This window comes from Enterocloster citroniae, from assembly GCF_040545455.1.
GTDB lineage: Bacteria > Bacillota > Clostridia > Lachnospirales > Lachnospiraceae > Enterocloster > Enterocloster citroniae.
The window spans coordinates 1-12552 of record NZ_JBEPLZ010000043.1; the positions used below are offsets into that span (position 1 = coordinate 1).

The 12552-nt window shown below is 46.3% G+C and carries 8 protein-coding genes; 1 reads left to right on the forward strand and 7 read right to left on the reverse strand.

Translation table 11 applies throughout. The features are described 5' to 3' along the window. The first annotated feature begins 186 nt into the window (after positions 1-186). Positions 187-1062, forward strand: a complete 876-nt coding sequence (locus ABID13_RS27325) for a LysR family transcriptional regulator (protein WP_007863032.1) — start codon at positions 187-189, stop codon at positions 1060-1062. A gap of 37 nt (positions 1063-1099) precedes the next feature. Here ABID13_RS27325 and ABID13_RS27330 read toward each other — a convergent pair whose 3' ends face one another. The 7 genes from ABID13_RS27330 to ABID13_RS27360 form a co-directional block, all read right to left on the reverse strand. Then, positions 1100-4195, reverse strand: coding sequence for a bifunctional diguanylate cyclase/phosphodiesterase (locus tag ABID13_RS27330; RefSeq protein WP_052665672.1), 3096 nt, complete (start codon positions 4193-4195; stop codon positions 1100-1102). 250 nt (positions 4196-4445) lie between these two features. Next, complete coding sequence (locus ABID13_RS27335) at positions 4446-5360, reverse strand: AEC family transporter (protein WP_048929494.1); 915 nt, start codon at positions 5358-5360, stop codon at positions 4446-4448. A 15-nt stretch (positions 5361-5375) separates the two neighbouring features. Then, a complete protein-coding gene (locus ABID13_RS27340; protein ID WP_048929495.1) occupies positions 5376-6557 on the reverse strand; it encodes a M20/M25/M40 family metallo-hydrolase in 1182 nt (393 codons plus the stop codon). Continuing rightward, complete coding sequence (locus ABID13_RS27345; RefSeq protein WP_045092023.1) at positions 6541-7983, reverse strand: Na+/H+ antiporter NhaC family protein; 1443 nt, start codon at positions 7981-7983, stop codon at positions 6541-6543. Before ABID13_RS27345 ends, ABID13_RS27340 begins: the two co-directional genes overlap by 17 nt. A gap of 52 nt (positions 7984-8035) precedes the next feature. Then, positions 8036-9253 carry a diaminopropionate ammonia-lyase gene (gene dpaL / locus ABID13_RS27350; protein ID WP_048929496.1) on the reverse strand — a complete coding sequence of 406 codons (1218 nt, stop codon included), beginning with the start codon at positions 9251-9253 and terminating at the stop codon, positions 8036-8038. A 323-nt stretch (positions 9254-9576) separates the two neighbouring features. Then, positions 9577-11319: a sigma-54 interaction domain-containing protein gene (locus ABID13_RS27355; RefSeq protein ID WP_048929497.1), complete on the reverse strand. Its 1743-nt coding sequence runs from the start codon at positions 11317-11319 to the stop codon at positions 9577-9579. Between the two features lie 86 nt (positions 11320-11405). Further along, positions 11406-12347, reverse strand: a complete 942-nt coding sequence (locus tag ABID13_RS27360) for an AEC family transporter (protein WP_007863039.1) — start codon at positions 12345-12347, stop codon at positions 11406-11408. Between the last annotated feature and the right edge of the window lie 205 nt (positions 12348-12552).

The following is a 12552-nucleotide window of genomic DNA, read 5'->3' on the forward strand; positions in this document are numbered from 1 at the left end:
AGGAACCATGAAGTTGCAGCTGCAACTCTATGGCTCCCTGTTCATGTAATTCTAAGTGCAACAGCTTATGTTGCATTTAACTTTTCAATTAACCATACTATAACCTATACCGGAACTTTTATTGGAACTTATACTGGAATTTTTATCAGAATCGGAAGATTGAATGAACAGAATGGAGGTATTGTCATGGAAATCCGGGTTTTAAGATATTTTTTAGAGGCTGCCAGGGAGGAAAATATAACAAAGGCCGCTGCCTATCTGCATATTTCCCAGCCCACGCTGTCCAAACAGCTGAAGGATCTGGAGCAGGAACTTGGCAAGAAATTATTTGTCCGCAGCAATTACAGCATTAAATTGACAGATGAGGGGATGCTGCTCAGAAAGCGCGCGGAAGATATTCTGGAAATGGTTGATAAGACCACGGACGAATTTAAGTCACTGGGCAAAGTGACCGGTGGCGATGTATATATCGGATGCGCCGAATCACATCTTGTTAAACACCTTGCACAGGTGATCATGGATTTCAAACAGCAATATCCCGGCCTGCGCTACCACATCCACAGCGGGAATACCCAACAGGTAACGGAACGTTTGGACCGGGGCCTTCTGGATATGGCTGTTATTGTGGAGCCCCCCAACCTGACGCACTATAACTACATTGCGATCCCTGGCGTGGATTCCTGGGGACTTCTCATGCGCCAGGACCATCCCCTTGCAAAAAAAAGCCATATCACAGCCAATGATTTGATGGGTATTGAGTTGATCTGTTCGGACCAGTCCATGAAAGCCGATATCCCCAGATGGTGCGGCGAAAAGGCGGACGCCCTGAATTATGTGGGGTCCGCCAACCTTTTTTACAACGGAAGTGTATTTGTAAAGGAGGGCCTTGGATGTATGCTGACCTTTGACCACCTGGCGGACACCAGTACAGACAGCGGACTGTGTTTCCGTCCATTATACCCTGTGCTTGAAAATAAAATGTATATTATCTGGAAGAAATATCAGGTGTTTACGCCAATTGCGGAACTACTTATTCAGGCACTTTTGGAAAAGGCCGGGTGATGGTCTATCGTGGCCTTCTAATGTTTCTGTTGTCCGGTCACTCACCCGCTTCTTCCCACTGAAAAAACTCCACCTCCGTCATAGGCCTGCCGAAAAGGTAACCCTGGATATAATTCAGCCCCACTGTCTTCAGTGCCTCATATTCCTCCGCTGTCTCCATTCCTTCCAGGCAAACCTTGATCCCGATGCTGTGGCAGATGGCCACCACAAACTGAATGAATGTGGCGTCAAATTTACTTTTTAAAATATCCTTGATGAATATACGGTCTATTTTGACCACGTCCACGGGTGCAAATTTCAAAAGCTCCAAAGAAGAATAGCCCGTGCCGAAATCATCCATGGCAATTTGAATGCCATGGGCTCTCAGGCTTTCAAATTTTTTGTAGAAGAGACCCATATCGTGGATTTTACAGCTCTCTGTCAGTTCCAGCATCAGGCTGCAGCAAGGGTATTCCTCCTCCCCTACCGCATCCAGCACATTTTCCACAAAATCAGCTTCCATCATCTGGGGCACCGATACATTCACGCTTAACGAAAAATCAGGGTTCTTCTTCAGCCATGGTCTGGCCGTCCTCATGGCTGTTCTCAGGGTCCACTGCCCCACCTGGATGATCATTCCCGTCTCCTCCAGAATGGGGATAAACTCCACCGGGGACACAATACTGCCGTCCGGATCCGTCCAGCGCAGCAAAGCCTCGGCACCGATGATCGTTCGGCTGGCCGCGTCCACCTGGGGCTGATAACGCAGGCTGAATCCGGTGAATCCGCTGTTGACGGACTCCCGAAGGGCCATCATGATCTTCAGGGTCTTCTTTTGGTTTTCCAGGATCTCCTTTGAGAAGAATACGATACGGTCCCGCCCTTTTTCCTTGGCATAGCGCAGAGAATACTCTGCATATTTAAACAGTTCAGAAGCCGCGCCTCCGTCCTCCGGGTACATCACGCCTCCGGCGGACAGCGTAAGGTTCAGCTTATACTGATTCCAAAAATGCATGCGCCCCATCATATTCCGGATCTCCATATAGAGTGTTTCCATATCCCTGTGCCCCACATTGTCCATAAGAATCCCCATGCAGTCATTGTCCAGCTTAAAAAGACCCGCATTGTCCGGCAGGATGGACTGTATGGACTGAGCCACGGTTTTTAGGATATGATCCCCCATGGAACGGTCATATATCTCATTGACCTGTTTGAAATTATCCAAACCAAGGAGCAGGATCCCCAATCTTTCCACCGCCATCTTGTCCCTGATCTTTTTTTCAAACACGCGGAAGAACTCTATGTGATTGAGAAGCTGCGTTACCGGATCTACCTTGTTTTGACGTCCCAGCTGGGTCATGATCCCTGCAAATACAGACGGTTCCCCGAATTCATCCCGCATCATCTGCCCCCTGCACCGCATCCACAGATATTCTCCCTCCCTGTTCTTGGCGCGGAATTCCACAGAATGATAGTCCATCATATTTTCGCCAATCTCCATGTTGGACTTGTAAAACCGTTCCCAGTCATCAGGATGAACGATCTCCTTCCATATGGGCAGCGGATTGTCCAATACCTCACCGGGCATATTAAACAGCCATACCTGTGCAGGGCTGTACCGGAACACTCCTGTCTTCATATTGCATATGTATATGAAATCATCCGTACTTTTTGTCAGGGCATCATACAGCAAGGAGGAATCATATTCACGCCAGCCTGCAGCACCGTCTGAATGCCGGAAGGGGTTTTCATTTTCCTCCAGCATCTTCGTTTTTCTTTTTCGCAGCTTCTGCATGTACATGATCTCATCCGCCTTGGCAATAATGCTGTTCACGGACAACGGATTATCCGGTCCAACAGTATAGGTGCCAAAGGAAAATGTCATTTCATAGGGTATGTTCTTCTGTTCCTGAAACGCCTTAAGTTCCTTCAGGCTGTCCAGAAAGAGTTTGGACATCTCTCTCTCATTCATATGAAAGCTGACTGCCATGAACTCATCACCGCTTAAGCGAAACAGGAAATCAGGCTTTTCCACCCTTTTTTTCACCACGTCCGTCACCTGGACCAGGAGGGTATCGCCTGCCCTGCCCCCATAGGTCTCATTTATCATATTCAGGTTGTCCACGTCCAAAAGAGCAACCGTCAGGCTGCCCCCTTTCATCTTTGTCTTTCTGAGGGCCGCCCACAAATGCTCCTTTCCTTCCATGCGGTTCAGCACGCCTGTGATCCCATCTTTCTTTTCCTGGCTACTGACCGGCAGTGTGTCTGGACGATCCGTCTCCTGGAGTACCTGGCCCGCCCCGCCATTGGACGAATAAAATTTCCGTTTGCTTTCATACATACAGGCATCCGCCATGGAGAGAATCTCAGAAACCGTATATCCCGATCCTCCTTGCACCTCAACCAGGCCGCTGCTAAACGATACCTCATAGGTGATTCCATGGAACTGCCTGGTATATGACATCCGTTCCAGGACCTGGTCGCTCCATTGCCCGGCCTCATCCAAAGAACGGTGGAACAAAACAGCGATAAACTCATCCCCGCTGAGCCGGAACATAAAGTCGTCCTTTTCCATACATGCCTGTGTGCTCTTCACCACAAACTTCAACATTCTGTCACCTTCCAAATGGCCCATGCGGTCATTGATCAGCTTCAATTGATTCACATCCATCATGACCACGATAAAAGACTCCCCTTCTTTCAGGGTATCTAAAAGCTGAGAGAGCCGTTCCTTTCCCGCCCTTCGGTTCAGGATCCCGGTCAGGTCATCGGTCTTAGCGTATTGGGAAAGTTTAATCTGTTCCGAAATATCAACAGAGTGCTGGAAATGATATTTTTTTCCATTCACTTCAACCAGGCTGTCACAGTTTTGATACGTGTGGCCTGTTACCGTATTGCACTCCCTCCAGTTTACGGCTCCATCCTGCGTATCAGAGAGAAGTCTATGGATCTGGCAAAAGCCGCACCGGCCCTTCATTCCCTTTTGAAGGACTTTCCAGCAGATACAGCCCTCCGGTTTTTCCAATCCGAAGGTCTGTTTCATGGCATCATTCATATAAACAATCTCATCTGTCTCCACATCAGTGATATAAATATTGGCATTTATCTTATCCAGCAGCTGGCTATAGAATTCCACGTCAAATACTTTTTTCATAAAAGCTCCTTTTAACTTTATTTTATTATTTAATCCACTGATTTCCAAGATAGTTTTTGTGTACATATGCATATAGTATCTGACGAAAATATTTAAACGGTTCCACTGATTTCAGATCCTGTTTACGTATCTAAAAAACCTCTCCTAATTATGGGGTACAAAAAAAGAAACCGCAGATCAGTCTGCGGACACGGGTTTAGAAGCGCCATATCCGGACAAACTTTTGGGTTCCTTTTCTTATTATATTTACTTATTTTGTAAAGACCGCCTGTACCGCACAAAAAAATGCAGGAATGGTGACAATCGATAATATGGTGCTAAGGCAGACAGTTCTTACAGATAGTATATAGTCTTTGTTGTACTGCTGGGCAAAGATCGCAATATTGCCGCCCACGGATGTGGATGCAGCTATTAATACAACCATAATGATCACTATGTTATCTACAGGCAGGATCACGAATACCCCCAAGGTGGCCAGTGGAATGATCAACAGCCTGAGCAGAACACACATATATATTTCCTTTGATAAAAAAATACTCCTAAGATCAGTTTTTACCAGATAGCTGCCCAGTATGATCATCGCCAAGGGAGTATTCATATCAGCTATATACCCAACTGTTTTCACCATGAACCCAGGTATGGATACCGGCAGCAAAAACATTACCACACCTAAACCAATGCTGATGAATACAGGGTTTTTTAATATGGCAGCAATATGTATGACTTCTCTGTCCCCGGTCATGATATATAGCCCATAGGTCCACTGGAACAGATTCAGGAAAGCCACATAGGCGGCGACATAAAAAACAGCCTCTGTGCCAAATACGGCCTGGGTTAACGGAATGCCAATGAAACCCGCGTTTCCAAATGCTGAAGCAAAATTTTGTATTCCTTTTCTCTTCCCAAAAAACAGCCACGATATGGCCATAGCCAACACAAGGGACAGAAGGGATAAAACAGCTGACTCTCCCAATTCCCTTAATTTTTCATATGAAAACCCAATCATATAGGACTTCAGGATAACACATGGAATCACCACATTTAATAAAATCGCTCCCAGATCCCTGCACCCCTGTTGCGACAGCATTCCTTTTTTCATAAGCCCAACTCCAACAGCCATTAAAAACGCCATGATCAGGATCTGCCTTAATAAAATGTAAACCATCTTGATACCATGTCCTTATAATTTGTCAATTTCAGTTACGGTTAAGGCGTATATCTTTGCGCGCTCGAACAGGGAATCTACCACGGCGTATTCACGTACGTTATGATTAAATTCCCCTATGGGCCCGCAGGAACAAAGTACCGGGATTCCCGCCGCGGCGATTGCACCGGCATCCGATGCGCCGCCCAGCTGAATCTGCCCAAATTCAGCAAAACCATGATCCGCCGCCACCTGATTGACCAAACTGAATAAACGCATGATCTGTGGGTTGGGTTCAAAGGGGTGAAGCTTTGCCAGATCCACATAATACTCCGTGGTAGTTCCTTCCACAAACACCTTTTTCATAATCTGGTCCACATCCTCCAAAACCTTTTTCCCGATCTCATCGGAAAAGACACGGATATCAACCGCAAATTCGCTGAGATCAGGGATGGAGGTAGTATTGGTATTCGTACCACTGTTGATCACGCTGACCGTCACGGTCGTCCCCCTGTCAAGGTCAGTCAGCTTTGTCAGTTCGGCCGCTTTAAAGATGGCTTCATGCACCGCATTCTTTCCTTTTGTAAACTCATTGCCTGCATGCCCGCCAAGCCCATGGACTTTGGCACGGACGGTGTACTGGGTCTTACGCCCCACACATAAACGGTTTTCAATATGCCCTGTTTCCATATTGAATGCACAAAGCGCCCCCTTGCTCTCTTCCGTGTAAAAGATATCCGCATCATTTCCAATATGGTCGGACTCTTCTTCCCCCGCGTACAGGATTTTAATGGGATGTTCATTGTAACCCAAATGGTTCAGCGCCTTTACCACATACAGCGAAATGATGATCCCGCCTTTCATATCCAGCACGCCTGGGCCGTAAGCCTTTCCGTCTCTGATCTCAAACGGGTTTTCTTTTCCAAAGGAACCGCTGTGATGAACGGTATCAATATGGCCGGAAAATATCACAGGCTTTCCCGGGCGGTCTGATCCCAGGACTCCCACCAGTATTCCCGCCCTTTCTTTCATTACTTCATGAATACGGCACTGGAACCCTTCCTGTTCAAACTCATTCTTCAGCCATCCGGCTGCCCGTTCCACATTTTCCTTTTCATCATAGTGGCCCTCCATATTCACCAGCGTTTTCCACTTTTTCACCATCTCATCTTTATGAGCATCAATAAATCTATTGATTTCATTATAATACTGATTCATATTCTCTCTCCTTTTCATTGACTTGGTCTTCTGATCCTCTGGCCTTTTTTGAAAACTTCTTGTCGATCCCGGTAACTTCTACAACGATCAACACAGCTGCGGTAACTAACGGTGTAAACAGGTAGGGAAGCATCTGTGTGGAGTCAACGCCCAGGAAGCCGGTTACCGTAAGCGGATTTGAATTCCATGGAACTAAAAGACCGCTTAAAAGACAGCCAACAGACATGGCTCTGGTCAGGTCCCATTTATTCAAATGCTTCTGCTCATACACAGGTGTCATAAGATTTCCTGTAAACACAAAAGAGAAATTGCCGGATGCGGATGTAATATTGGAGACAAACCCCAATATGACCGTGCAGATGGTTCCCCCCAGCCTTGAGTTCACCTTTTTCATCAGCGGTTCCACCACCTTGTCAATAATTCCGGCCGTACTCAATATTCCAAAAAGCCCAAATGCAAATATGAACAGGAATGCCGTACCGGACATACTGGTAATGCCTCCTCTGCTGAAGATCTTAGCTATAAATGCATTGTCGGACTCCAGGACATAACCGCTCCACATGCTCATGGTTACGCTTGTAAAGCTCTGCCCCTGATAAAGCCATGCTACCAAGAATCCCGAAATGCTTCCGCACAGGATGGATGGAATGGACGGCACTTTAAATAACAGCATGACCAATACAACGCCCATTGGAATGAGTGGAACAAGCCCTAACCTATAATTTGCCTCAATCCCGGAGATCACATCACCGATGCTGCTTAAGTCCACGCTGCTGGTGTCAATATTCAGTCCCCATAAGAAAAAGATAACTGCGCAGATCACAGCGGCCGGCAATGTAGTAATAGCCTGATATTTGATGCTTTCAAACAGGTCCACGCCCACTGAGCCGGCTGCCACATTGGTGCTGTCCGACAGCGGTGAAATGGCATCCCCAAAATATGCACCGCCGATAATAGAGGATGCGATTACAAGAGGATGAAGCCCCATTGAGAGGCCTACGCCCATTAAAGCCACACCTGCCGTGCCGCAGGTTCCAAAGGATGTGCCTGTAAATAAAGAAAATATAATGCAGATCACAAAACTCATAACAAGAAAATATTTAGGATTGATCGTAAGCAATCCCAGCTTTGTGATCAGCGGCACGGTTCCACAGGCATTCCATGTTCCGATCAGTGCCCCCACACAGAGTACGATGGTCATGGGCACCAGGGATTTCGCACAGTAGTGGAAAATACCCTGCTGCAATTCTTTATATGTATATCCCAGCTTCATACAGAATGGGATGGTTATGATCCACGATATCAAAAACAATGGCTGGGTTTTCGCTCCAAGAAACACTGCCGGTATCATAATAATAGAAAACGATACAATTGTTACAAATAATGCATACCCAAAACTGGGCGCTTTCTTCTCTTGCTCTGTCATATTACCCTCCTAAATACATTTGTGATCGTTCCAGGCATTATCCCCTCCATTCCTACGGAGTGGCATATGCTCCATCGTATACGATCCTGTGGTAAGAAGCCGGATCCGTATCTCCTTCCGTGTTAAACAAAAGAATAACCGACTCCTCATTCAGCCCCATCATTACCTTTTCTTCTTCCAGTTCCCAGCTTTCCATCAGCATGGTCAAAAGCCCCATTGTCACTGCTCCCGATTCTCCGGATATGACCTTTTTATCATTGCCCCATGGAGCAGCCAACTGCCGCATGCCCCTGGCAGCCACATAATCCGGACAGGCTGCATAGAAGTTGGCATAATCCCTTAAAATGGGCCATGTGATCGTACATGGTTCCCCGCAGTTAAGTCCTGCCATAATGGTCTCTCCGCTTCCGGCAGCCTCATGCGGCCCTCCGTCCTCCTTTCGGGCAGACTCAAAGATACACGCCGCTTCCTCCGGCTCGGCAATCACAATGACCGGACGCTGCTTTTCATAGTAATTAACCATAAACCCGGTTATCCCTCCTGCCATAGCTCCCACACCTGCCTGAAGGAATATATGGGTGGGTGCCTTAACTCCGTATTCTCCAAGCTGATGGACTGCCTCATATGCCATTGTGGTGTATCCCTGTATGATCCGCTTGGGAATTGTCTCATAACCGTTCCATGATGTATCCTGAATCAATGTCCAGCCATGCTCCTCACTCATATGCCGGGCATAACGGACCGTATCATCATATCCCATATCCGTAACCGTCACCTCCGCTTTTCCGGCATTTTGGATTGCCTGGGCACGGTATGGTGATGATCCCTTCGGCATATAAACATAGGCCTTGCATCCCAGCTGGCCGGCCGCCCACGCCACGCCCTTTCCATGATTGCCATCCGTTGCCGTCACAAATATCATGTGGGAAACAGATTCCCTGACCAATGGCTGCTGAAGATCGGAGAACTTAGTGGTATGGATATCCAGTCCCAATTTCTCACAGATCACACATGCCAATGCGTAGATGCCGCCTAACCCCTTAAATGCATTGAGCCCGAACCGGTAGGACTCATCCTTCACAAAAATCCCTTTTACCCCCAGCTTCTTTGCCAGAACTTCCAGTGAAACTAAAGGTGTTTCCCGGTAGGCCGTCACGGAACAATGCAAGTGACGAACTGCCTTCGTACTTTCTGTGTTTAAAAACTCAGGACCCATTTTTTCCGACACATGATCGTTTTTTAGCACCTTTAAATGCTGATAATATGCCACCTCTGTAACCTCCTTGCTTTTTTATCCGCGGTACAATTATATTAAGCAATCTTTGTGCCAACTTCCGTCTTATCATAAAGTTCTGAATTTCCTTGAATTTACGTTGTTTCTATCCCCTACGTCACGTATGCAGGATTTACTCTGCCATTGCTCTTATCATTTTGATATTCAGATGTCCTGATCTCGTATTATTTTGATAATCTATATCATATTGATACCTGATCTGCGTATCTCCATTAAAAAAGGCCGTCTAAAAGACAGCCTTTTTATCCATAGACCATACGGTTGATGGTACGTTATTAATCGTACGTTCCTTTCCCAACTTAGAGCTTATATACTTTTATCTTTCTGTATAATGTTGCAATACCGATTCCCAATTTGCCTGCTATCATTTTTTTAGCTTCCGGGGAAACTCCATAGATTGCCAGTGCCCGTTTGATCATCTGGCGTTCCATGTTTTCCAGATTCAGATCTTCTATGGCCTCCTCCACGCGTACGGTCCCATTTGTTTGGAAAAATTTTCCAGGAAGAAGGCTGCCCTCCAGCATTCCGCTGTAAGGCATCATATTCATCACATATTCAATCGTGTTCTGCAGTTCCCGGATATTTCCAGGCCACTCATAACGCTCCAGGTATCTCCAAAAATCCTCATCAATCCCCCTCACCATTTTATTAAGCACTGCACTGTAACGTTCAATAAAACTGGTGGCGATCACACGTATATCCTCCTTCCTCTCCCGAAGGGGAGAAAGTGCCATGGGAATCACATTGAGACGGTAATATAGATCCTCACGGAACTCCCCTGCCTGGATCATTGATTCTATATCCTTATTAGTTGCCGCCACCAGACGCACATCAATCTTCACTGTCTGGTTACTGCCCAGTCTGGTAATCTCCCTGTTTTCAAGAACACGCAGAAGCTTTACCTGTAGATACAGGGGCATGTCACCTATCTCATCTAAAAAAACAGTACCGCCGTTGGCTGCCTCAAACAGACCGGTCCGGCCTTTTGCATCAGCCCCTGTAAATGCGCCCTTCACATATCCGAACAACTCACTTTCCAAAAGATTCTCAGGTATGGACGCGCAGTTGACCGCAACAAAAGGATAGTTGGATCGGTCGCTCTCCCCATGAAGCGCAACGGCTACCAGTTCTTTTCCCGTACCACTTTCTCCTGTTATAAGAACATTGGATACAGACGGTGCCACAATCTGAATCTTCTCCCGGATAGATACAACAGCTGAAGATACGCCTAAGATGCGGTTTAATTCCCTTGGTTTTACCCGTACCCCTGCACCGTCATTTTCATCGGAAGTCAGATCTGCCTTCTGGAATACAAATAATTTTCTGTACTCTTCCATATCCAGATCATAAAACCTGCCTGCCAAAAGATAGGTGAAACCTCCGATCTGAAGGCTGTATTCAAGCAGATCCTGTACCTGGTTCCCTGTTTCGTGAAATGTGATAGGCGGCAGCTTGTGATTCAGTTCCTGTATAAACAGGAGTTTCTTACCAGCCTGGTTAATCCTGGATATTTTAAGGTTCTGGTCCATGACCAGGATTCCGCTGTCAACCTTATTAAGAATATTCTCCAGCAGCAGGATCACATTTTGGTTTCTTCCTTCATTCAGGATATCCTTGGCTTTTGATTCAAGAAGCTCCCCAAATTGATTCAAAAAGCGGATAAATACTTCTCTATTTCCAAAAAAATGCTGTTTCTGGCTCTCTTCAAAGCATACAAATCCCAATACCCCGATCACTTCTTCATCCACGCATAGCGGGAGCCATACCTCACAGATGTTATCACAGACAGACAGCTTTGGACAGACACGGCAGATGCCGGATTTCTTCGGATCATCCATGATTGTCAGCTCCTTGTGTTCTATGGCTGACTTTACTACATATCCATAAGACGACATATCCCCGATCCGATTGCGCATCCGCCCGCTTCCCGCAATACGAATGCAATTGGCATCAATGATTGTCACGTCAACTTTCAGGATTTCTGCCAGGATCTCAACATACCGCTGGGCTGTTTCCTGCATTTTCATTAAAATGCGTTTCATTCTATTCCCCCATTTTCACTGAAACAAACGATGTTATAATCCCATGGTAACGGCGGATCGCGTTTATGTCAAGAACCCGTCCTTCATTAAAAGATTCCCATCCGGCTCAGTATGAAGATCCACATAAAAATGGTCCCCAGGGAACATACGGATGTAAATACAACCAGCTGCGCCGCCAAATCCGCATCGGAATCCATGGCACTGGCCAGGTTAAACGATGTGGTTGCACAGGGAGCAATAAAGATGCACATCAGGCCAATGAAATCCGCCCTGCAAAATCCAAGCCATACGGTAACAGGTACAAGAATAGCCGGCACGATCAGAAGCCTGAACAGGATGCCCACCGCAATGCTTCTTAAGTTGCTTTTTACTGCTCCAAAGTTAAATAATCCCCCCATAACAATCAGGGCCACCGGCGTACCGCAACGCCCCAGATCCCTAAAAACATTGGACAGCATGTCCGGATACTGAATATGCAGCAGCTGTGTCAAAAAGCCGGCCAGGGCCGCAATAACATACGGATTGGTTACCACTCCCCCAAACACTTTCCTTAACTCGATCCTTCCTCCTTCCCGGAATAACTCCAGCAGGATGACGGAAATTATGTTTTGAACCGGGACAATAATAGCGATCAGCAGCGAGATCGCTCCAATGTTTCCCTCACCACACAGCGCTGTCCCGATCAGAGTTCCGAATATAACAAAATTTGTGTGAAAAATACCATGGGCCAGCGCGCCGCGCCTTTTCTTTGTTTTCTCTGTGGGATATGCGGCAAGCAGCGAAATCCCCAGAATCACGATCTGCGTGATCACAGCATACACGATCAGTTTTCCGTTAAATACCTCCCTGATATCCGCTTTATAGATATTGTAGTATAGGGAGATGGCCAGAAAAGTTTTGAAACACAGCTTGTTCATCTTATTCAGGGTATGATCGTCCACCATATTGATCTTTCTCAGAAAATATCCCAGTGACAACATGATAAACATGGGTAATACGGCGCTTAACGCGGTTTGAAAACTGCTCATTATTCGTTCCTCTTTCCTTACCCTCAGTGGACAAGGGCGCACACTCCCCCTTGTCCACTGAGGGTAAATATTGATTTTAAGATGGTCCCAATTGGGGTCCCCTTATTTATTTAGCAATTTTCATGCCATCATCGAAGTTCCTGAAATACCTTCATACTTTTGCTTATAAATATCATTTTGATAACAAATGTGCCTTATTCCATAT

Coding starts and splice junctions, on each gene's coding strand:
- ABID13_RS27325 (WP_007863032.1), top strand. CDS start 187: ATGGAAATCCGGGTTTTAAGATATTTTTTAGAGGCTGCCAGGGAGGAA.
- ABID13_RS27330 (WP_052665672.1), bottom strand. CDS start 4,195: ATGAAAAAAGTATTTGACGTGGAATTCTATAGCCAGCTGCTGGATAAG.
- ABID13_RS27335 (WP_048929494.1), bottom strand. CDS start 5,360: ATGGTTTACATTTTATTAAGGCAGATCCTGATCATGGCGTTTTTAATG.
- ABID13_RS27340 (WP_048929495.1), bottom strand. CDS start 6,557: ATGAATCAGTATTATAATGAAATCAATAGATTTATTGATGCTCATAAA.
- ABID13_RS27345 (WP_045092023.1), bottom strand. CDS start 7,983: ATGACAGAGCAAGAGAAGAAAGCGCCCAGTTTTGGGTATGCATTATTT.
- ABID13_RS27355 (WP_048929497.1), bottom strand. CDS start 11,319: ATGAAACGCATTTTAATGAAAATGCAGGAAACAGCCCAGCGGTATGTT.
- ABID13_RS27360 (WP_007863039.1), bottom strand. CDS start 12,347: ATGAGCAGTTTTCAAACCGCGTTAAGCGCCGTATTACCCATGTTTATC.